The organism is Lentzea sp. NPDC004782, assembly GCF_040609115.1.
Lineage (GTDB): Bacteria > Actinomycetota > Actinomycetes > Mycobacteriales > Pseudonocardiaceae > Lentzea.
This window is the reverse complement of sequence record NZ_JBEXJN010000065.1, coordinates 1-21,544: the sequence shown is the minus strand read 5'-3', so window position 1 is coordinate 21,544 and position 21,544 is coordinate 1. Positions and strand designations below refer to the sequence as shown.

The window sequence follows — 21,544 nt, the reverse complement described above, 5'->3', positions numbered from 1 at the left end:
GAAGCCGACCCAGCGTGTGGTGGTGACGAGCCCCCGTACGAGGGCGCCGCGTGCCCGCCGCCCGTACTCGGGCACCAGGGAGATCAACGAGCAGAGCGAGCTCGGCGCGGTCTACATGCGCACGCTGATCCGCGCGCAACGGCGGCTGGGCCTGTCGGTGTGCCTGGCGGTGTGCGGCAGTCTCGGCGTGCTGCCGCTGCTGTTCTCGATCGAGCCCGACCTGGGCAAGGCGCGGGTGCTCGGGCTCGGGCTGCCGTGGTTCCTGCTGTGCGTGGCGACGTTCCCGATGCTCCTGCTGGCCGGCTGGTTCTACGTGCGGCAGGCCGAGCGCAGTGAACGCGAGTTCGCGGAGCTGGTCGAACGTCCATGACGAGTGGTTACGCCATCGTGGCGGTGCTGGTCGTCGCACTGGGCACCATTCTGGTCGGCACCTACGGACTGCGGGTCTCCCGCACCACGTCCGACTTCTACGTCGCCTCGCGCACGGTGTCCCCGTGGTGGAACGCTTCCGCGATCGGCGGCGAGTACCTGTCGGCGGCGTCGTTCGTCGGCATCGCCGGGCTGATCTTCGCCTACGGGCCGGACATGCTGTGGTTCCCGGTCGGCTACACGGCCGGGTACCTGGTGCTGCTGACGATGGTCGCGGCTCCCCTGCGGCGGTCGGGCGCCTACACGCTGCCGGACTTCGCCGAGGCCCGCTTCCGCTCACGGGTGGTGCGCGCGGTCGCGTCGATCCTGGCGCTCGCGATCGGCTGGCTGTACCTGTTGCCGCAGCTGGAAGGCGCGGGCCTGACGCTGAACACCGTGACGGGCGCGCCGGACTGGGTGGGCGCGCTGATCGTCACGCTCGTGGTGACGGTCAACGTGATGTCCGGCGGCATGCGGTCGATCACGTTCGTGCAGGCGTTCCAGTACTGGCTCAAGCTCACCGCGATCACCGTGCCGATCGTGTTCCTGATCGTCGTCTGGCAGGTGCACGGCGCGGAGTCGATGACCAAGCCGGAGTTCCCGGCGTTCCGGCAGGACACGAAGGTCACCTTCGGCCACCAGACCACGATCCACGCCGAGCAGTCCATCTTCGTCAAGGGCAGCGGTGAGATCGACGGCCTGCGCATCGAGGACGCGGGCCTGGTGCTGACCAACGGCTACCACCGCATCGGGCAGGGCTCGGAGTTCACGTTCCCGCAGGGCGGCGCCGTGCCGCACGTGTCCACAATGGACCACAACACCAACGCCACGTGGGCGCTGCCGGAGTCCAGCGGCCAGAAGTTCCCGTTGTACGGCGTCTACTCGCTCATCATCGCGACGTTCCTGGGCACGATGGGCCTGCCGCACGTGATCGTGCGCTTCTACACCAACCCGAACGGCACCGCCGCGCGCCGCACCACGTTGATCGTGCTCGGCCTGCTGTCGGTGTTCTACCTGATGCCACCGCTGTACGGCGCGCTGGGCCGCCTCTACACGCCCGAGCTGCTGATGACCGGGCAGACCGACGCCGTGGTGCTGGTGCTGCCGACGCGGATGATCGACGGCATCGGCGGCCAGCTGCTCGGCGCGCTGGTGGCCGGTGGCGCGTTCGCGGCGTTCCTGTCGACGTCGTCGGGCCTGGTCGTGTCGCTGGCGGGCGTGCTGTCGCAGGACGTGCTGCGGCTGGGCGGCGTGCGCGGCTTCCGGATCTCCACGGTGCTCGCGGGCGTCGTGCCGCTCGCGATGACGTTCGTGTCGACCGGCATGCCCGTCGCGGACATGGTGGGCCTGGCGTTCGCGGTGGCGGCGTCGTCGCTGTGCCCGTTGCTGATGCTGGGAATCTGGTCGACGCGGATAACGACCGTCGGCGCCATCGCGGGCATGCTCGCGGGCGGCGTCCCCGCGCTCACCGCCGGCCTCGTCACGATGTTCAGCGACGCCGACGACTCCTGGTACGAGGTGCTGCTCTCGCGTCCTGCCGCGTGGACGGTGCCGCTGGGCTTCGCGGTCATGTACGTCGTCTCCCTGCTCACCCCGCGGCACGTGCCTCCCGGCGTGCAGCGGGCGATGGTCAAGCTGCACGCGCCCGAGAACCTCGGGCTGGACGGCTCCGGCCCCTCCTCGGCCGACGAGCGAAGTTAGTGGGTGACGCGAGATGCAGGACTTCCTCACCGCCGCCGCGATCCTGATCGTGGGCGGAGCCGCCGTGCTCGTGCTGTGGCGCGGCACGCGCAACAGGCAGTCGCTCTCCACCGAGGCCCAGCGCGTCACCTACGAAACACTGCACACCGCGTGGTCCGCGGCCCCTCCCCTGCGCGCGGGCCTGGTGCCGGACGCGGCCAAGAAGTCCGCACGGCACCTGCGCACCCTGCTGGACACCCCGGCGCTGGCGTTGACCGACGAGACGGAAGTCGTTGCGTGGGAAGGGGTGTCCGAGCACCACGCGGCCGAGGCGATGACCCAGGCCGAGGACGTGTTCCTCACCGGCCGCACCCAGGCGTTCGACATCGGCTGCACCGAACCCAACTGCCCGATCAACTGCGCGGTCGTCGCACCGCTGACGGTGGAAGGACGCGTGGTCGGCACGCTCGCGGCCTACTCGCGTGAGGCGTCGGCCGGGCTGGTGCGCGCGACGAACCAGGTGGCGCGGTGGGCCGCCGGCCAGCTCGAGCTGGCCGAGCTGGACCGGTCGCGGACCCGGCTGGTGGAGGCGGAGGTGCGTGCCCTGCGCGCGCAGATCTCGCCGCACTTCATCTACAACTCGTTGTCCGCCATCGCTTCCTACGTGCGGACCAACCCCGAGCGCGCCCGGACGCTGCTGCTCGACTTCGCGGACTTCACCCGCTACTCGTTCCGCCGCCACGGCGACTTCACGACGCTGGCCGAGGAGCTGCGGTCCATCGACCAGTACCTGGCTCTGGAACGCGCGCGGTTCGGTGAGCGGCTGAAGGTGACCCTGCAGGTGGCACCGGAGGTGCTGCCGGTGACGGTGCCGTTCCTGTGCCTGCAGCCGCTGGTGGAGAACGCCGTCCGGCACGGCATGGAGGGCAAGGTCGAGCCGGGCCACATCCAGATCTACGCCAACGACGGCGGCGCCGAGGCCCAGATCACCATCGAGGACGACGGCATCGGCATGGACCCGGAGAAGCTGCGCCGCACGCTCGCCGGGCAGGTGGACGAGTCCGCAGGCATCGGGCTCGGCAACATCGACGAGCGGCTGCGGCGGGTGTACGGCGACGAGTACGGGCTCGTGGTGGAGACGGCGTGCGGGCTGGGCACGAAGATCACCGTGCGGGTGCCGAAGTACCACGCGGGCATCAACGGGATGTGAGCCGTTCCGCCGGACCGCTCGTCGTGCGATGAGCGGTCTTTCGCGCGATGAGCGGTAGATCGTCGGCGACGCGCACGAAAAACCGGGGCCACCCTTCCTCAGGGTGACCCCGGCTCACGTTCCGCGGATCAGCTGGCGGCCTTCGCGGCACGGCGGTCGGCCGCGTCGAGCACCGCGCGGATCCAGTCGATCTCCTCGGTGCCGCAGGCGCCCTCGGCCGCGGCACGGCGCAGGCGCACCCACAGGCCCAGGTCGGTCCACTCCTGGAAGCGGCGGTGCACGGTCGGCACGGTCACGCCGAACGACGCGGGCAGGTGCCGCCACGCGCAGCCCGAGGAGAGCACGAAGACGATGGCGGTGAAGACCGCGCGGTTGCAGACGCGGCCGCGGCCACCGCCCTGGCGGCGTACCTTGGCCGGTGGGATCAGCGGCTCGACCACGGCCCAGAGGTTCGGGCTGACCAGGCGGGACGAGAGCTGGTCGATGACGTCACCGCGGCCGGTCTCGCACGTGTGCTCCGGCCAGGCCGAGGCGCGCATCCAGCCGTCCTGGCGCGACGCGGAGTCGGCGGGCCGTGTGTCCTGGCGGGCGGACTCGGCGCGCTGACGGGAGCGGAGCAGGGTGGCCAGGGCGGTGTCCTCGGCCGTGGTGCGGCGCTGCGGGACGGCGTAGGCCGCGTGCTGCTGGGCGTGACGGGCGATCTCGGCGCCGACCGTGCGGCGGAACGAGGGGTTGGCCGCGAGACGCGGGTCCACGGGCTGGCCGTAGCGGGTCGGCACCTGGCCGGCCGGGGCCTGACGCGGGGGGACGGGCCGCTGGGCCACTTGACGGGGCGGGACCTGCCGCGCGAGGCGCGGGTCCGGGGTGCGTGCGAACTGTGAGTCGGTCATGGTGTGGTCCTCCGCCAGGACTTTTCCGTCAGGTGACAGCGCTCACAGTAGGAAGGCGGCCAGAAAACCGGTAAGTACGTAGGCCATAAAAGGCGATGAGCGGACGTACGGCGGCGATGCGCGGCTCCCCCTGTTGAGACGAGTGGCGCACTGTCTGCGACGAACGGATAACCGGTCGTGGCATCCGTCCCACTACCGGGTGACGCGGACCGCTCACCGTGTGCCGCCCACTGGGCGGTAATGATCCGGTCGTTGACGTTCGGGATACCGTTCGAGTTGTGAAGCTTTTGGCCACCAGCGACCTGCACGTCTCCTACCAGGACAACCGTCAGGTGGTGGAGGCGATCACGTCACCGGACTCCGACGACTGGCTGATCGTCGCGGGCGACATCGGTGAGAAGTTCGCCGACGTCGAGTGGACGCTGAGGACCCTGCGGCCCCGGTTCGGGAAGGTCATCTGGGCGCCCGGCAACCACGAGCTCTGGACCACCGGGGACGACGAGAACCAGTCCCGCGGGGAGATGCGCTACAAGCAGCTCGTCGAGCTGTGCCGGGGCCTGGACGTGATCACGCCGGAAGACCCGTACGTCGTGTTCGAGGGCTCCGGAGGTCCGGTCACTGTCTGTCCACTGTTCCTCGGGTACGACTACTCCTTTCGGCCGCACGGTGCCACGGACGTGAAGTCGGCCCTCGCCATCGCGCACGAGGCGGGCGTGGTGTGCACGGACGAGTACTTCCTGCACCCCGACCCCTACCCGTCCCGCGAGGCGTGGTGCCAGGCACGCGTGCGGGAGACCGAGGAACGGCTCGCCAAGATCACCGGGCCGACCGTGCTGATCAACCACTACCCGCTCGTCCGCGACCCCACGTTCGTGCTGCGCTACCCCGAGTTCGCGCTGTGGTGCGGCACCACCCTGACCGCCGACTGGCACCGGCGGTTCAACGCGGTCGAGATGGTCTACGGCCACCTGCACATCCCTCGCACGACGCACTACGACGGCGTGCGCTTCGACGAGGTCTCGCTCGGCTACCCGCGCGAGTGGAAACCACGCGGCACCACCCAGGTGAAGCTGCACGACGTGCTGCGGGAGTCATAGGTGCTGGAACAACTCCTCCCCCCGCCCATCGCGGCGGTGGAGCGCTACGACGACGAACTGCCGGTCGAGCTCTTCCCCGAGGAGGAGGCGCTGCTGGCAGGCGCCGTCCCGAAGCGGAAGTTCGAGTTCGGCACGGCGCGGTGGTGCGCCCGCGAGGCCATGAAGCGCCTCGGTGTCGAGCCGGTGGCGATCCTGCCGGGCCCGAAGCGGGAGCCGCAGTGGCCGCCGGAGGTCGTCGGCAGCCTCACCCACTGCTCCGGCTACCGGGCCGCGGCACTGGCGTTGAAGAGCGGCTACCAGACCATCGGCATCGACGCCGAGCCGCACGGCCCGGCGCCGAAGGGGGTGCTGGAGGCCATCGCGCTCCCGGCGGAGATCCGGCGCATGCCCGGGCTGAAGGTCGACGACCCGAAGATCTGCTGGGACCGGCTGCTGTTCAGCGCGAAGGAGTCGACCTACAAGGCCTGGTACCCGGTCACGCAGCGGTGGCTGGGCTTCGAGGACGCCGACATCACGCTGAACGCCGACGGCACCTTCCACTCGCGGATCCTGCTGCCCGGCACCCCGATCGCCGGGTTCCACGGCCGCTGGCTGGTGCAGGGTGACATCGTGATCACCGCCATCGCCGTTCCCGCTTCCTGAAACGCGGGCGACACACGGGTGTCGGATTGATCAACCATGGTGCACAGTGATGGGGTGAACCCTCGACCGCCGGGAGGCCACCATGGGCGAGGACGTCGCGAAGCACGAGTTCACGCGCGAGGACCGCACCCGGTACCGCACCAAGGTGCGCCGGTGCCTCGACGTGTTCGCCAGGATGCTGCGTGAGGCGCGGTTCGACTTCGAGAGGCCGATGACCGGTCTCGAGATCGAGATCAACCTCATCGACGAGCACGGCGACCCGGCGATGAAGAACCACGAGGCGCTGCAGGTCATCGACGACCCGGACTTCGTGACCGAGCTCGGCCAGTGGAACATCGAGATCAACGTGGCACCGCGGCGGCTCGCGGGCGGCGGCATCACCTCGTTCGAGGAGACGGTCCGCCGGTCGCTGAACTCCGCCGAGCAGAAGGCGCGCGAGATCGGCGCGCACATGGTCATCAACGGCATCCTGCCGACGTTGCGCAGCAAGCACGTGACGCCGGACCAGCTGTCGAGCAACCCGCGGTACGCGCTGCTCAACGAGCAGGTGCTGGCCGCGCGGGGCGAGGACCTGCAGATCTCCATCGACGGCGTGGAACGGCTGCACCTCACCGCGAGCTCGATCGTGCCCGAGGCCGCCTGCACCAGCACGCAGCTGCACCTGCAGGTCTCGCCGGAACAGTTCCCCGCGTACTGGAACGCCGCCCAGGCCATCGCGGGCGTGCAGGTCGCGGTGGGCGCGAACTCGCCGTTCTTCCTCGGCAAGGAGCTGTGGCGCGAGACCCGCATCGCGTTGTTCCAGCAGGCCACCGACACCCGTGGCGACGAGCTCAAGGCACAGGGCGTGCGGCCGCGGGTGTGGTTCGGCGAGCGGTGGATCAACTCGATCTTCGACCTGTTCGAGGAGAACGTCCGGTACTTCCCCGCGTTGCTGCCCATCTGCGACGAGGAGGACCCGCTCGCCGTGCTCGACCACGGCGACACGCCGGCTCTCAGCGAGCTGAAGCTGCACAACGGCACCATCTACCGCTGGAACCGCCCCGTGTACGACGTGGTGCGGGACAGGCCTCACCTGCGCGTCGAGAACCGGGTGCTGCCCGCGGGCCCCACCGTCGTCGACACGCTGGCGAACGCCGCGCTCTACTTCGGCCTGGTTCGCGCGCTGGCCGAGGACGAGCGTCCACTGTGGTCGCAGATGAGCTTCCAGGCCGCCGAGGAGAACTTCAACGCCGCCTCCCGCAACGGCATGGACGCGCAGATGTACTGGCCCGGTGTCGGCACCGTGCCGGTGGTGGAGTTGGTGCTTCGCCGCCTCCTTCCGCTGGCGCACGAGGGTCTGATCCGCTGGGGTGTGGACTCGGCGGAACGGGACCGGTTGCTGGGTGTCGTCGAGCAGCGCTGCCTGACCGGCGTGAACGGCGCGACCTGGCAGGCGCGCGAGTTCCACCGGCACTACGACCACACGCACCTGGACCGCGCGGACGCACTGCGCACGATGCTCAAGTCCTATGTGGAACTGATGCACGCCAACGAGCCCGTGCACACCTGGCCGGCCACCGGAGCGTGACCGGCGACGCCTGGTTCGGGTGGTACGCGCACTCGAACCAGGAGAGAGCCGGTCGCAAGAAGAATCAGGGGCGGTGAGCGGCCTGCCTCCCGGACGAGGCGAGAGCCCATCACCACCGGCAAGAACAGGATAGCGGCCGGCACCGACAGAAAACTGACGAAGGAGCGGTCCCGCCGCCGCGGCAGCGGGACCGCTCCTCGTGCGCCCTCGGATCAGCTGGTGGGGAAGTCGTCCGGCGTGCGCATCCGCTCCCGCACCCACACCCCGGCCGGCTTCAGCACGCCGGTGCCGCTGAAGTTGTTGCCGGAGCACGTGCCGGTCTTGAACACCGCGCCCGACCGCTCGTCGTCGGAGAAGTTCCAGTTGGCCCAGGAGATCTTCTTGCGGGCCATCAGGTCGATGTACTTCTGCGACGTCGTGAAGTCGTTCGCGCCGTCACCGGAGGCGGTCTGCGTGCCGAACTCGGTCACGAACACCGGAACCGCCGACGACACGCGGTCCAGGACGTCGATGTAGTCCTGCTTGTGCGAGTTGGCGTAGAAGTGGAACGAGTACATGAAGTTGGTCGCGTTGACCTTGTTGTTCAGCACGACCGACGGGTCCTCGCCGTCGGAGTGGCCGAAGGTCGACCAGCCGTGCGTGCCCGAGACGATCAGGCTGTCGGGGTCGATGTCGCGGATGACCGGGACCATCTGCTCCGCATAGGACTTGACCTTCGCCCACGAGACCTCGTTCGGCTCGTTCGCGATGTCGTAGATGATGTTGGTCTTGTCCTTGTGCCGCGTGGCGATCTCGGTGAAGAAGGTCTTCGCGCGCGACAGGTTGTAGTTCGGGTCGCCCGGCGAGAGCTGGTGCCAGTCGACCAGGACGTAGATGCCGCGGCGGGTCGCTTCCTCGATGAGGCCGTGGACCAGGTCGGTGAACTTGCGCGGGTTGGTCTCGTACCCGCCTTCCTGGACGTAGAGCGCGGTGCGGATGAAGTCGCCGCCCCAGTCGTCCACCAGCGCGTCCCACGAGGCCGGTTTGATGCACTGCGCGTACCACTGCAGGCCGTGCGTGCTCATGCCGCGCAACTGGATCGGCTTCCCGTATTGGTTGCACAGCTGCACACCGCACACGCGGAGCAGGCCGTTGATGTCGTGTGGCCGCGTGCCGCCGGGGGTGCCCGGCCGGGTCCGGACCGTCACGGAGTTGGACGTGCCGGACAGGTTGCCTGCCGCGTCACGCGCCTGCACGGTGAACGTGTACGAGGTGTCCGGGGTCAGGCCCGTGACGGTGTGCGCGGTGCCCGTCGCGGTGGCGCCGTTGGACAGCACGTACCCGGTCACGCCCACGTTGTCCGTGGACGCGTCCCACGCCAAGGAGACCGACGACGACGTGGAGCCGGTGGAGCGCAGGTTGCCCGGCACGGTGGGTGCGACCGTGTCCGGTGCCCCAGAAGGGGGTTCCACGTCGAGGCGGTCGAGGTTCGGGCCGCCGTTGGCCGTCGTCGCGACCGCTTTGATCTTGTTGGTGCCCGCACTCAATGTCACGGTGGTGGTGCGGGTCTGCCACGTGGTCCACGCGCCCGTGCCGGGGAACGAGAGCTCGTCCGCCGCCGGCGAGCCGTTCACCGAGATGTCCATGGGGCGGTTGGCCGTGGTGCCGTTGGCGAACCGGAACGCGAGTGTCGCCTGGCCCGCGCTGGGCGAGGTCACGGTGAACTCGACCGAGCTGCCGACCTCGTTGTCGTAGTTGACGAAGCCCGTGCCGGTGAAGCCGGTGTGGTTGGACTCGACGACGCCGTTCGAGATGGTCGCGTTCTCCGCCTGGTACTGGGTGGGGGCGGCGATCGCGACGGCTGGGACCGTGAGCGCCAACGCGGCTGGTAGGACCAGGAACAGGGATCTGGCCACAGGGTGCCTCCTGTGTGTGGGGACAGCAGGGTGCGGCGGCACTTTAGTTAAGAAGGTTTCCTATCTGTTGTGGGTTGCATCACAGCACCAGACCACTGCGGCTGTCAACAAATTCGGGCGACCGGAACAAGTCGGGTGAGGCATCCTGCACGCCTGATGCGATCCACAGTCACCGTGACACCAGCACAGCTTCCGGAGGTGCTGCTGCACGTCGCCGTCGTCCGACCGGTCTTCCTCTGGGGAGCACCGGGGATCGGCAAGTCCTCCCTCGTCCGCGAGTTCGCCGCCGAGCTGGGCCTCGAGTGCGTGACGCTGCTCGGCACGCAGCTCGCGCCGGAGGACCTGATCGGGGTGCCGGAACTGGTCGGTGGCCGGTCCCGGTTCGCGCCGCCCGAGACCATCGCCCGCCACGACCCGTACTGCCTGTTCCTCGACGAGCTCAACGCCAGCAGCCCCGAGGTGCAGAAGGCGTTCTACTCGCTGATCCTCGACCGCCGCATCGGCTCCTACGAGCTGCCGAAGGGCTCGATCGTGATCGGCGCCGGCAACCGGGCCGTCGACAACGCGCTGGCGCGCCCGATGGCGTCCGCGCTCGTGAACCGCATGGTCCACGTGCACCTCACCGCGTCGGCGAAGGACTGGCTGCAGTGGGCGCGGGAGAACGACATCCACCCGTGGGTGCTCGAGTACCTCACCCAGCGCCCCGACCACCTGTGGAGCGCGGCGCCGAAGGTCGAGGAGACGTTCTCCACGCCGCGCGGCTGGCACATGCTCTCCGACGCGCTGCACTCGTTCGGCGACGACATCTCCGACGAGATCCTCGGCGTGCTGGCGTTCGGCACGGTCACCGCGAACCACGCCTCGATGTTCAAGGCGTTCGTGAAGACCGTGCGGCACGCGTACGGGCTGGAGGCCGTGCTGCGCGGCGACGCCCGCTGGCCGTCCGCGCCGCAGGACCGCGACCTGCTCTACTTCCTGGCCGAGGCGTTCCGCGCCCGGCTGGTGAAGGAGCTGCCGCACGACAAGACGCACGCGTCGGCGGCGGGCAAGCAGCTCGCGCACCGCGGCAAGGCGCTGCTGCTGGAGCTGGCCGAACTGTCGCTGGAGATCGCGCAGATGGTGATCGCGGCTGACGACGACGGCAACGCCGTGCTGCCCACGTGGTTCCTCGTCGAGGTCACTCGCGATCTGCCGCGCCTGGTCGCGGCGCGCGCATGAGCTCCCGTTCGCGCAACAAGGCCGATCCCGCGTGGGAGGCCTACCTCTCGGCACACCGCTCGGTCGTGAACCACCCGCTGTTCGCGCCGTTGAGCGTCTACTTCTCGCGGCACTCCGAGCACCCTTGGGCGGACATCTCTCTCGACGGCACCATGCTGGTGCACCCGAAGCGACGGGCCGACGAGGCCGAGTGGGTGTGGGTGTTCGCGCACTGCCTCCTGCACCTCGGGTTCGGCACGCACGACTGCGAGCAGGTGCTCGACTTCCAGCCCGCCGTCCGGCTGGGCACCCGGCCGCACTCGTGGGAGCCGGGCAGGTGCGTGCGCGGCGGTGCGTCGAAGGAGCCGGAGAAGTGGGCGCAACGGTTCGCCGCCGGGCTCTCGAACGCCGCCTCGGCCGCGGTCGACGTGGCGGGCGGCGCACGGTCTTCGTTGTCCGACGCACGGCCGCAGAAGACCGAGTGGGACCTCGCGCTGGGCTGGTTCGTGTCGAACTACCCGCTGCTGGGCGCGCTGGCGTCGGCGATGACCGTGGTGGCGGACGCGGAGCTGGCGCGGGGCTGGGACATCTCGATCGCGGCGGTGTCCACGGCCTCGGCCGAGATCTACGTGAACCCGCTGGCCGGGCTGTCCCGCCAGGAGTGGCGTTTCGTGCTGGCGCACGAGATGTTGCACGCCGCGTTGCGCCACTGCGACCGGGTCGGCGGCCGCGACCCGCACCTGTGGAACGTCGCCGCGGACTTCGTGGTCAACGGCTGGCTGGTCGAGATGGGCGTCGGGTCGGCGCCCGAAGGTGTGCTGCACGACCAGGAGCTGCGCGGGTTGTCGGTCGAGTCCGTCTACGACCGGATCACGACCGACCTGCGGCGCCACCGGAAGCTGCTCACGTTGCGGGGCAAGCAGGGCGACCTGCTCGGCGAGCCGTTGCGCGGGCCGTCGGACGTCACGGACCTGGACGAGTTCTACCGGCGTGCGTTGCTGACAGGCCTGAGCTACCACACGGTGTCGCGTGGGCTGCTGCCCGCCGGGCTGGTCGAGGAGATCCGCGCGCTGGAGCACCCGCCGCTGTCGTGGGACGCCCAGCTGGCCCGGTGGTTCGAGGAGTTCGTTCCGTCCGTGGAGAAACGGCGGACCTACGCCCGCGCGTCCCGGCGGCAGGCGTCCACTCCGGACATCCCCCGGCCCGGCTGGGTGCGGCCCGAGACGCTGGAGTCGCGGCCGACGTTCGGGGTCGTGCTCGACACGTCCGGCTCGATGGATCCCAAGCTGCTCGGCAAGGCCCTGGGAGCGATCGCGTCCTATGCCGCGGCACGTGACGTGCCCGCCGCACGCGTGGTTTTCTGTGATGCGATGGCATATGACGCCGGATATGTGCCCGTCGAGGACATCGCGGGCCGGGTGACGGTGCGCGGGCGCGGCGGCACGGTGCTGCAGCCCGGCATCGACCTGCTCGACCGCGCGACCGACTTCCCCTCGTCCGGCCCGGTCCTGGTCATCACCGACGGGTGGTGCGACGTGCTGCGGATCAAGCGCGAGCACGCGTTCCTGATCCCCGCGGGCGCGCATCTGCCGTTCCGGGCGCGTGGACCCGTGTTCCGGATGTCCTGATGGAGATCGCGTGCGACGAGTCCGGTTCCGAGGGCGAGAAGCTCGTCGGCGGCGTCACGGCGGTCTTCGCGCACGCCGGGGTGCGGCTGTCGCACGAGGAGGCTTCGTCGTGCGTCGAGTCGTTGCGGGAGATGATCAAGTCGCCGGCGGTGGAGTACAAGGCCAACCACCTGCTGCGCGCGAAGAACCGGTGGGTGCTGCTGTGGTTCCTCGGGCCCACCGGTCCGCTGGCCGGCCGCGCCCGCGTGCAGCTCGTGGACAAGCGGCGATTCCTGGCCTCACGGGTGCGCGAGGAGTTCGGGGCGGTTTCCGGGCCACTGGAGCACTACAACGACCTGCTGCGCGCCCTCGGGCCGCGCGGTGCGCTCGATCCGCTGTTCCCGGCGATCCTCAGGACCGTCGCCCAGTGGGGTGGTGGACCGGTGTCGATCGTGCACGACCAGCAGCTGTCGCTGACCGACGGCCGGATCCGGCAGCTCAAGAAGCTCGCGCCACGGCTGGAGAGCCTGACGCTGGTGGACTCGCAGCACGACGCACGGGTGCAGGTGGCCGACTTCCTGGCCGGCATCGCCCGGCGCGTCGCGGAGGAAGAGCTGAACGGGCGAGGTGATCGCGAGGTGATCGAGTTGCTGATGCCCTTTGTCGTCGGACCTGGGATGTGGCGTGCCTGACCTGATCTTCAGCGACCCGCGGCTCGCGCGGCTCTACGACGTGTTCGACGGGCCGCGTGACGACCTGGAGCTGTACCTGGGCATCGCGGACGAGGTCGGGGCGCGGTCGGTGCTCGACGTCGGCTGCGGCACGGGTTGCCTGGCGGTGCTGCTCGCCGGCACCGGCCGCACGGTCGTCGGCGTGGACCCGGCCCTGGCCTCGCTGGAGATCGCGCGGGCCAAGGACGACCGGGTCAGGTGGATCCACGGCGACGCGACCGCGTTGCCGCCGCTGCAGGTCGATCTCGCGACCATGACCGGCAACGTGGCGCAGGTGTTCCTCGGCGGCGACTGGGAACGGACGTTGCGCGGGATCCGCGAGGCGCTGCGGCCCGGCGGCCACCTGGTGTTCGAGACGCGGCGACCGGAGGCGCGGGCGTGGGAGGGCTGGGCGCAACCCACGCGCCGGGTGCTCGACGGTGTGGAGGAGCGGCGGGAGCTGCTCGAGGTGAGCCTGCCGCTCGTGTCGTTCCGCCACACGTACACGTTGCCGGACGGCACGGTGCTCGCCTCGGACTCGACGCTGCGGTTCCGGTCGCGGGCCGAGGTCGGGGAAAGCCTGGTGTCGTGCGGATTCGAGGTGGTGGACGTGCGGGACGCACCGGACCGGCCGGGACGCGAGCTGGTGTTCGTCGGGCGGCGCGTCAGCTGACGAGCGCGGGCTGCCGCCAGGCCTGCACCAGCCACGGCAGGACGCGCGGCATCCGGTCGGCCACGACGTCGTGCAGCACCAGCACCATCCGGCCGGAACGATCGGGTCCGGCGTCGAGCCACACGGCCTGCACCAGCACGCCCGCCTGGAGGTCGAGCCCCGCCTCCGCCTGCGCCAGTGCGGCGTCCGTGGCGGCGACGGGGTCGGTGACCCGGTGGTGCGCGAAGCGGGAACGACACAGTTCGGGATGCAGTTCCACGAGGGAATCCACGGCTGCGGCCAGGCGTTCCACGCCCAGGCCGGCCCGAACCTGCACCGTCATGGCTCTCACGTTAGGAGAGCCTAACCCAGTCGGGGTCAGTAGCCGTCCCCTCCCCAGAACTGCTCCTCCAGCATGTCGGCCGTGCCCGCGAGCAGCTGGAGCGGGTCGGTGAACTCGTGGATGTCGAGGTCCGCGAGCGGCAGCGAGTGCCGGACCACGACGTGCTCCCCCATGATCGCGAGGCCGCACGCGACCGTGGACCTGCCGACCTCCTCCAGCACCTCGCGCAGGTTCACGTCCTTCGCGAGGCCGCACGGGGAGGCGATCTGCACCCATTCGTGCATCTTGTCGAGCACTTCCCGGACGATGATCACGACCTGGGTACGGCCGTCGTCATCGTCATCGTCGTCGAAGGTGAAGAGGACTCTCAGCTCCTCACCGTCGTCGTGGATGACGTCGTACTCGGCGCGGACGTATGCCGCGAGATCTCCCCAACTCGCCATGGCGCAACCCTACTGGCCGCGATCGCCCAGAGCCCGACGACGAGCACCGCGCCGACCTCCGCGGCGAGCAAGATCCTCTCGATGTAGCCCAGCGGGAACACCACCCACCACCGAACGCCGGACGTCGCCCCCATCGCAATGGCGTAGACGATCGGAAGGAACGCGACAACGCTCACCACACCGGACGCCAGGGTGAACTTCGCGTGCCTTCCCCACACGCGGTCCGTCAGCCACGGCCGCGCCAGCAGGATCACCGCGATCGGCAGGCTGACGAACGCGACCGTGCTGCCGAACCGGTGGATGCTGCCGCTGACCGCGTTGGTGCCCATCGCCCAGTTCGTCTTGGGGAACGCCACCACGAGCAGCAGGCCCGCCGACCACAGGACCAACGCGACCGAGCCACCGGACCGCCACCTCGCCAGCCCCTTGTGGACGAGTGCGGAGAGGATCGCCACCGACCCGAACGCCAGCAGCAGCACGGCGACGTCGAAGACCGGGCGGTACTCGCCCAGCGCGTACTCGCTGATCGTGCGGCGCAGCGGGCCGACGGTCAGGTCGAGCAGGCCGACCATGGCCACCGTGACGACGACGGCGAGCGAACCGCCGGTGGCGGCCAGTCGAGGAATCAGCACACAACGGTCAACGCCGACGTGCGGCCGCGCGGTTCCCGGCTTCAGGAAGCCGACAGGTCGTCCCCTACCGCAGTGCGACAGCGGCTTCCCGCGCCACCGCGCCGGCCACCGCCGTGAGGGCCGGGGAGTCGAGCTTCCACTGCTGCCAGTACAGCGGGACGTCGACGGTCCGGCCGGGCGCGAGGTCGACGAGTCCTTCCTGGAGCTGTTGCGGCGGCACCATGCCCCAGCCGAGGCCCGCCACGATCGCGCGCACGTACACCTCGGACGAGGGTATGCAGTGGCGGTGCCCGGACGCACCGCGCCCGCGGGTCAGCGTGCGCACGAACCGGTCCTGCAGGTCGTCGTTGCGGTCGAACACCACGACCGGCGCGCCGGGCAGCCACGACCTCAGCGGACCGTCCGCGTGCTGGTCCACAAAGGACGGTGTTGCCATTGCCGCGTAACGGATGCTGCCCAGCTTCCGCACCGAGCAGCCCGCGACCGGCTCGCGCGAGGACGTCACCGCGGCCATCACCAGGCCCTGGCGCAGCAACGCCGTCGTGTGGTCCTGGTCCTCGCGGTGCAGGTCGAACGAGATCCTCAGGTCCGGCGAAACCCGTTGCAGGGCGGGCAGGAACCACGTGGCGAGCGAGTCGGCGTTGACCGCGATCGGCATCCGCACGACGGCGTCCTGCCCGAGCGCCGCCTCCAGGTCCTGGTCGAGCGCGAGCAGTTGCCGGCCGTAGCGGACCAGCACCTCCCCCGACGGCGTCAGCCGCACCGGGCGCACCCGCACCAGCAGCACCCGGCCCGTCCGCTGCTCCAGCGCCTTGATCCGTTGCGAGACAGCGGAAGGCGTGACGTGCAACACGGTGGCGGCGGCGTCGAACGTGCCCGCGTCGACGACCGCGAGCAAGGTGCGCACCAGGTCGAGGTCCATCACAGCTGCTAATGATACGTAAGAATCTTTAGCTTTCCTCATCAAGGCCGCGTGCTTACCGTCGGACGCGTGACTGACCTGCTGCTCGGCTTCGGCACCATGATGACCCTGATCGTCGCGATCGGCGCGCAGAACGCTTTCGTGCTGCGCCAAGGACTTCGGCGTCAGGCCGTGCTGCCGGTCGTCGCCGTGTGCGCGCTCTCCGACGCCGTTCTGGTCGCGGTCGGTGTCGCCGGGTTCGGGGTGATCGTCGCCCGGTGGCCGCAGGTGATCACCGCGGCGGCCGTCGTCGGCGGGCTTTTCCTGACCGGGTACGGGGTTCTGGCCGCGCGCCGGGCGTTCCGGCCGTCCGCGATGAACCTCGGCTCAGCCCAGCAGGGCCGGCCCGTGCTGACCGCCATCGCACTGACGTGGCTCAACCCGCACGTCTACCTCGACACGGTGCTGCTGCTCGGCTCGATCGCGGCCGGACGGTGGCTCTTCGGGGTCGGCGCGGTGGCCGCGAGCGTCACCTGGTTCGTCGCACTCGGGTTCGGGGCCCGGTTGCTGAGCCCGTGGTTCGCGAAGCCTCGTTCGTGGCGGGTGCTGGACGGCGTGATCGCCGCCGTGATGATCACTCTCGGGGTGACCCTGATCGCCGGGTGGTGATCATCACCAGCACCGCCGTCACGGCCAGCACACCGCTCGTCACGGGTGCCGCGGCACCGGCTCCGAGGGACGCCGAAGCGAGCACCGCACTGACGAGAGCACCCGCGAGAACTTTCGGGCGATGATCATCCACGTTTCCGACCATAACCCACGACACGCGCATGTTGGGTGGTGATCCAGACCCCACCCCCACATGTAGTATCTGCCGCGCTGGTGGTTCACCGGCCCGGAGCAACGGGCCGGTGAGGCAAGAGGGAACCCGGTGGGAATCCGGGACTGCCCCGCAGCGGTGAGTGGGAACGAAAGCCGTCAACGAAGCACTGGGTCGCGAGGCCTGGGAAGCGACGGCCGGTAGGCGCGAGGAACACGCCCACGAGTCCGAAGACCTGCCACCGGTGTGCGCGCAAGCCTGCGCGCACGACACGGTGCCCCGAGGGAGGGCGGCTGTGTGCCCTCGGTGGCGCGCGCCTGCACTTCCTCCGGCTCAGCTCGCGAGGAGAGAGCGTGCCCGACCGCCTTTCAGTGGTCATTCACGAAGCGTGTGCCGACCTGCCCAACGCGTCGGCCGAGGCCGTGCTGGCCGAGACGAAGCGAAATCTCTACGACGGCATCACCGACGCCGAGCTCGCCCTGGCGCCGATCATGGCCGCCCGCACGATGGTCGAGCAGGACCCGGACTACTCGTACGTCAGCGCCCGGTTGCTGCTCGACAAGCTGCGTGCCGAGGCCTGTGGCGAGCCGCTGTCGCACGCCGAGATGACCGAGCACTACCCGTCGTACTTCACGTCGTTCGTCCGTCACGGCGTCAAGCTCGGCCAGCTCGACCCGCGCCTGGAGGACTTCGACCTGGCCCGCCTGGGTGCGGCGCTGCGCCCGGAGCGCGACCTGAACTTCCAGTTCCTGGGCCTGCAGACGCTGTACGACCGCTACTTCCTGCACCACGACGGCCGCCGCTACGAGCTGCCACAGGCGTTCTTCCTGCGAGTCGCCATGGGCCTGGCGCTCGACGAGGACGACCGCGACGCCCGCGCGATCGAGTTCTACGAGCTGCTGTCGTCGTTCGACTTCATGTGCTCGACACCGACGTTGTTCAACTCGGGCACCACACGGCCACAGCTGTCGTCGTGCTTCCTGACCACTGTGGACGACGATCTCGCCGCGATCTTCCACGGCATCAGCAACAACGCGCTGCTCAGCAAGTTCGCCGGCGGGCTCGGCAACGACTGGACGCCGGTGCGCGGGATCGGCGCGCACATCAAGGGCACCAACGGCAAGTCGCAGGGGGTGGTGCCGTTCCTCAAGGTCGCCAACGACACCGCGGTCGCGGTCAACCAAGGCGGGCGTCGCAAGGGCGCGGTGTGCGCGTACCTGGAGACCTGGCACATCGACGTCGAGGAGTTCCTCGACCTGCGCAAGAACACCGGCGACGAACGCCGTCGCACCCACGACATGAACACCGCGAACTGGGTGCCGGACGAGTTCATCCGGCGAGTCCGCGCGAACGGTCAGTGGACGCTGTTCTCGCCGGACGAGGTGCCGGACCTGCACGACGCGTTCGGTGACGACTTCGCGGTCAAGTACCGCGCGTACGAGCAGAAGGCCGACAACGGCGAGATCAAGGTCTTCCGCCGGGTGCAGGCCGTCGACCTGTGGCGGCGCATGCTGACCATGCTGTTCGAGACCGGTCACCCGTGGATCACGTTCAAGGACCCGTGCAACCTGCGGTCGCCACAGCAGCACAGCGGTGTCGTGCACTCGTCCAACCTGTGCACCGAGATCACCCTGAACACCTCGGCCGACGAGGTCGCGGTCTGCAACCTGGGCAGCGTCAACCTCGCACAGCACGTCACCGCCGGCGGCATCGACCACGCACGCCTCGAAAAAACCGTGCGCACGGCCGTTCGCATGCTCGACAACGTGATCGACGTGAACTACTACACGATCCCCGAGGCGCGGAACTCCAACCTGAAGCACCGCCCGGTCGGCCTGGGGCTGATGGGCTTCCAGGACGCGCTGTTCACGCTCGGCACGCCGATGGCGTCGCAGGAAGCCGTCGAGTTCGCTGACCGCAGCATGGAGGAGCTCAGCTACTACGCGATCACCGCGTCCGCCGAGCTGGCCGAGGAGCGCGGCGCCTACCGGTCGTTCGAGGGGTCGCTGTGGTCGCAGGGCATCCTGCCGATCGACTCGGTCGGGGTCCTCGCGCGGCACCGCGGTGAGGGTGAGCTGAGCGTCGACCGCGAGTCCACGATGGACTGGGACGTCGTGCGCGAGAAGGCCCGCAGGGGCATGCGGAACTCGAACGTCATGGCCATCGCGCCGACCGCGACCATCGCGAACATCACCGGCGTGAACCAGTCGATCGAGCCGCTGTACCGCAACCTGTACGTGAAGTCGAACATGTCCGGCGACTTCACCGTGATCAACCCCGACCTGGTGCGCGCCCTGAAGCAGCGCAAGCTCTGGGACGAGCAGATGATCTCGGACCTGAAGCTGCACGACGGCAGCCTCGGCGCGATCGACCGGGTGCCACCGCACCTGAAGGCGTTGTACGCCACGGCGTTCGAGGTCGACAGCTCGTGGCTGATCGAGGCGGGTGCGCGCCGGCAGAAGTGGATCGACCAGGCGCAGTCGCTGAACCTCTACCTGGCCCGGCCCAGCGGCCGCAAGCTCGACGAGCTGTACCAGCTGGCGTGGGTGCGCGGCCTCAAGACCACGTACTACCTGCGCACGCAGAGCGCCACGCACGTGGAGAAGTCCACGCTGCAGGGCACCGACGGCAAGCTCAACGCCGTCTCCCCCACCGCCTGCTCCGTGACCGACCCCGAATGTGAGGCTTGCCAGTGAACGTCGAAGCAGGCGCCGCCCGCGTCACCGTGGACGACAAAGCGATGATCAACTGCCGTGCGGACGTCAACCAGCTGCTGCCGCTCAAGTACCACTGGGCGTGGGAGAAGTACCTCAACGGCTGCAACAACCACTGGATGCCGACCGAGGTCTCGATGCAGGCCGACATCTCACTCTGGAAGTCGCCGGACGGGTTGACCGAGGAGGAGCGCCGCATGATCAAGCGGAACCTCGGCTTCTTCGCCACCTCCGAGTCGTTGGTGGCCAACAACATCGTGCTCGCGGTGTACCGGCACCTCACCAACCCCGAGTGCCGCCAGTACCTGCTGCGCCAGGCCTTCGAGGAGGCCGTGCACACGCACACGTTCCAGTACATCTGCACCTCGCTCGGCCTGGACGAGGGCGAACTGTTCAACATGTACCGGGAGATCCCGTCGATCACCGACAAGGCCGCGTGGGCGCTGCAGTACACGCAGCACCTGGAGGACCCCGAGTTCAGGACGGGCACGCCCGACTCCGACCAGGCGTTCCTCAAGGACCTCGTGGCGTTCTACGTGGTCTTCGAGGGCATGTGGTTCTACACCGGGTTCGCGCAGATCCTGTCGCTGGGCAGGCGCAACAAGATGGTCGGCATCGCCGAGCAGTACCAGTACATCCTGCGCGACGAGTCGATCCACCTGAACTTCGGCATCGACGCCATCAACCAGATCAAGATCGAGAACCCGCACCTGTGGAACGACGTGTTCCAGAAGGAGGTGCGCACCATGCTCGCCGAGGGCTGCGAGCTGGAGATCGCCTACGGCCGCGACACCATGCCCGGCGGCATCCTCGGCCTCAACGCCGACCTGTGCGAGCAGTACATGCGGTTCATCACCAACCGCCGGTGCGCGCAGCTCGGCCTGGAGCCGGTCTGGGACCAGGTGGAGAACCCGTTCCCGTGGATGTCGGAGATGATGGATCTCAAGAAGGAGAAGAACTTCTTCGAGACGCGGGTGATCGAGTACCAGAACGGCGGCTCGCTGGAGTGGTGAGCTGATTTCGCGGGCGGACGACGTGCGTTGGTCGCGTCATCGCCGCTTCGCGACGATTGCGATTGGGGCTTGGCTTTGGATGCCTTACGAGGCGGCCAAAGCCAAACCCCAATCGCGCGCCCTGAACACGGTTCACTCTTTGGTGTACGGATTTAGCCGTTATTGTCTCGTGATCTTGCGGTAGAGTCGAACACGTGATCGAACCTAACCTTCCACTCCTTTCCACCGGCGAGGTGCTGAGCCACCTCGCCGATGAGGTGGCGGATCTTCAGGCTCGTCAGTATGCGGTGATGCGCAAGGTCGCCGAATTGAATCGACGTGGCGCCGCCAGCGAACTCGGCTATAAGGATTTGCCGCAGCTGTTGCAGCACGCGCTCCGCTGGAGCCGGAATACCGCCAAGCAGTGGGTGGCCAATGCCGGGCTGCTGGGGCCGGGGATCACGCCGACCGGCAGTGAGATCGCCCCGGAACTACCCGTGACCGCGTCGGCGGCGGCCGAGGGCGCGCTGTCGATGGAGCATGTGGCGGTGGTGGCCGAGGTGATGAAGGATCTGCCTGCCGAGTACGAGCAGACCGTGGTCGATCTCGCGCGCGAGCATGATCCGGTGGCGTTGCGGGCGATGGGCCGCAAGCTGACATATGCGCTGTTGCAGAACGATCCGGAACCACGCGATGCCGAACCCGCGCGGCAGGTCAACCAGCACGTGATGCGCTGGAAGGACGATTGCCTGGAGATCCGGGCGAGGCTGGACAAGGTCACTGGCGCCAAGTACGAGGCGCTGCTGGACCCGCTGGCCAAGCCGCGCCCCACCACGGCCGAGGAAGGCCCCGATCCGCGCTCGCGCGCCGAACGTGAAGGCGATGCGCTGGCCGAGCTGGTGGACCTCATGCTGCGCGCGGACCAGTTGCCCGAGCACGGCGGTGAGCCGGTCACGCTGACGGTGACGATGCGCTACGAGGACCTGGCCGGGCAGCTCGGCGAGGGCATGCTGGACAACGGCGAGCGTGTTCCGGTCGAGGAGGTGCGCCGCCTGGCCTGCGATGCGGGGATCATTCCGCTGGTGCTGGGGGAGCGGTCGCAGCCGATGGACATCGGCCGCAAGACCCGCAGCTTCCCCGCCGG

Annotated in this window: 19 protein-coding genes, 1 pseudogene and 1 riboswitch; of the genes and pseudogenes, 14 read left to right on the top strand and 6 right to left on the bottom strand. The window is 69.1% G+C overall.

Features of this window, described 5'->3' with window-relative positions:
• The first annotated feature begins 22 nt into the window (after positions 1-22).
• The 3 genes from ABZV40_RS39065 to ABZV40_RS39055 are packed head-to-tail and all read left to right on the top strand — an operon-like array spanning position 23 to position 3,298.
• Positions 23-370: a hypothetical protein gene (locus ABZV40_RS39065; RefSeq protein WP_355453912.1), complete on the top strand. Its 348-nt coding sequence runs from the start codon at positions 23-25 to the stop codon at positions 368-370.
• The gene (locus tag ABZV40_RS39060; RefSeq protein ID WP_355453909.1) at positions 367-2,109 is read left to right on the top strand and encodes a cation acetate symporter; all 1,743 of its coding nucleotides are present in this window, start codon (positions 367-369) and stop codon (positions 2,107-2,109) included. Before ABZV40_RS39065 ends, ABZV40_RS39060 begins: the two co-directional genes overlap by 4 nt.
• A 13-nt stretch (positions 2,110-2,122) precedes the next feature.
• Positions 2,123-3,298 carry a histidine kinase gene (locus tag ABZV40_RS39055; protein ID WP_355453906.1) on the top strand — a complete coding sequence of 392 codons (1,176 nt, stop codon included), beginning with the start codon at positions 2,123-2,125 and terminating at the stop codon, positions 3,296-3,298.
• A gap of 140 nt (positions 3,299-3,438) precedes the next feature.
• On the opposite strand, the pseudogene ABZV40_RS39050 reads toward ABZV40_RS39055, so the two are convergent.
• Positions 3,439-3,837: pseudogene (locus ABZV40_RS39050) on the bottom strand (transposase); the annotation flags it as partial.
• A 629-nt stretch (positions 3,838-4,466) separates the two neighbouring features.
• On the opposite strand from ABZV40_RS39050, the gene ABZV40_RS39045 reads away from it, so the two are divergent.
• From ABZV40_RS39045 to ABZV40_RS39035, 3 genes are all read left to right on the top strand, one after another.
• The gene (locus ABZV40_RS39045; RefSeq protein WP_355453903.1) at positions 4,467-5,285 is read left to right on the top strand and encodes a metallophosphoesterase; all 819 of its coding nucleotides are present in this window, start codon (positions 4,467-4,469) and stop codon (positions 5,283-5,285) included.
• On the top strand, positions 5,286-5,927 hold the full coding sequence (locus tag ABZV40_RS39040) for a 4'-phosphopantetheinyl transferase superfamily protein (RefSeq protein WP_355453901.1): 642 nt from the start codon (positions 5,286-5,288) through the stop codon (positions 5,925-5,927).
• Positions 5,928-6,009: 82 nt separating this feature from the next.
• Positions 6,010-7,494, top strand: a complete 1,485-nt coding sequence (locus ABZV40_RS39035; RefSeq protein ID WP_355453899.1) for a glutamate--cysteine ligase — start codon at positions 6,010-6,012, stop codon at positions 7,492-7,494.
• Between the two features lie 212 nt (positions 7,495-7,706).
• Here the strand turns inward: ABZV40_RS39035 and ABZV40_RS39030 are convergent, their stop codons facing one another.
• Positions 7,707-9,389, bottom strand: coding sequence for a cellulase family glycosylhydrolase (locus ABZV40_RS39030; protein ID WP_355453896.1), 1,683 nt, complete (start codon positions 9,387-9,389; stop codon positions 7,707-7,709).
• Positions 9,390-9,545: 156 nt separating this feature from the next.
• Here ABZV40_RS39030 and ABZV40_RS39025 point away from each other — a divergent pair, with 156 nt between their 5' ends.
• From ABZV40_RS39025 to ABZV40_RS39010, 4 genes are read left to right on the top strand one after another with little or no spacing between them, the layout of a single operon-like run.
• Positions 9,546-10,607: a MoxR family ATPase gene (locus tag ABZV40_RS39025; protein ID WP_355453893.1), complete on the top strand. Its 1,062-nt coding sequence runs from the start codon at positions 9,546-9,548 to the stop codon at positions 10,605-10,607.
• Complete coding sequence (locus ABZV40_RS39020; protein WP_355453890.1) at positions 10,604-12,214, top strand: hypothetical protein; 1,611 nt, start codon at positions 10,604-10,606, stop codon at positions 12,212-12,214. Before ABZV40_RS39025 ends, ABZV40_RS39020 begins: the two co-directional genes overlap by 4 nt.
• Positions 12,214-12,885, top strand: coding sequence for a DUF3800 domain-containing protein (locus ABZV40_RS39015; RefSeq protein WP_355453887.1), 672 nt, complete (start codon positions 12,214-12,216; stop codon positions 12,883-12,885). Before ABZV40_RS39020 ends, ABZV40_RS39015 begins: the two co-directional genes overlap by 1 nt.
• Positions 12,878-13,576 (top strand): class I SAM-dependent methyltransferase, encoded by a 699-nt coding sequence (locus ABZV40_RS39010; protein WP_355453884.1) that lies wholly within the window; start codon positions 12,878-12,880, stop codon positions 13,574-13,576. The genes ABZV40_RS39015 and ABZV40_RS39010 overlap by 8 nt, the downstream gene beginning before the upstream one ends.
• Here ABZV40_RS39010 and ABZV40_RS39005 read toward each other — a convergent pair.
• From ABZV40_RS39005 to ABZV40_RS38990, 4 genes are all read right to left on the bottom strand, one after another.
• Positions 13,569-13,898 (bottom strand): hypothetical protein, encoded by a 330-nt coding sequence (locus ABZV40_RS39005; RefSeq protein WP_355453881.1) that lies wholly within the window; start codon positions 13,896-13,898, stop codon positions 13,569-13,571. The genes ABZV40_RS39010 and ABZV40_RS39005 overlap by 8 nt on opposite strands.
• Positions 13,899-13,933: 35 nt before the next feature.
• Positions 13,934-14,341: a hypothetical protein gene (locus ABZV40_RS39000; RefSeq protein ID WP_355453878.1), complete on the bottom strand. Its 408-nt coding sequence runs from the start codon at positions 14,339-14,341 to the stop codon at positions 13,934-13,936.
• Complete coding sequence (locus ABZV40_RS38995) at positions 14,266-14,973, bottom strand: DUF998 domain-containing protein (RefSeq protein WP_355453876.1); 708 nt, start codon at positions 14,971-14,973, stop codon at positions 14,266-14,268. The genes ABZV40_RS39000 and ABZV40_RS38995 overlap by 76 nt, the downstream gene beginning before the upstream one ends.
• Before the next feature lie 64 nt (positions 14,974-15,037).
• Positions 15,038-15,895, bottom strand: a complete 858-nt coding sequence (locus ABZV40_RS38990) for a LysR family transcriptional regulator ArgP (protein WP_355453992.1) — start codon at positions 15,893-15,895, stop codon at positions 15,038-15,040.
• Positions 15,896-15,994: 99 nt separating this feature from the next.
• Here ABZV40_RS38990 and ABZV40_RS38985 point away from each other — a divergent pair, with 99 nt between their 5' ends.
• The 4 genes from ABZV40_RS38985 to ABZV40_RS38970 form a co-directional block, all read left to right on the top strand.
• Positions 15,995-16,543: a LysE/ArgO family amino acid transporter gene (locus ABZV40_RS38985; RefSeq protein ID WP_355453989.1), complete on the top strand. Its 549-nt coding sequence runs from the start codon at positions 15,995-15,997 to the stop codon at positions 16,541-16,543.
• A gap of 197 nt (positions 16,544-16,740) precedes the next feature.
• Positions 16,741-16,952: riboswitch (cobalamin riboswitch) on the top strand.
• Between the two features lie 95 nt (positions 16,953-17,047).
• The gene (locus ABZV40_RS38980; RefSeq protein WP_355453873.1) at positions 17,048-19,390 is read left to right on the top strand and encodes a ribonucleoside-diphosphate reductase subunit alpha; all 2,343 of its coding nucleotides are present in this window, start codon (positions 17,048-17,050) and stop codon (positions 19,388-19,390) included.
• Positions 19,387-20,421, top strand: coding sequence for a ribonucleotide-diphosphate reductase subunit beta (locus ABZV40_RS38975; protein ID WP_355453870.1), 1,035 nt, complete (start codon positions 19,387-19,389; stop codon positions 20,419-20,421). Before ABZV40_RS38980 ends, ABZV40_RS38975 begins: the two co-directional genes overlap by 4 nt.
• A gap of 194 nt (positions 20,422-20,615) precedes the next feature.
• On the top strand, positions 20,616-21,544 hold a 929-nt coding region (locus tag ABZV40_RS38970; RefSeq protein ID WP_355453867.1), incomplete at its 3' end, for a DUF222 domain-containing protein.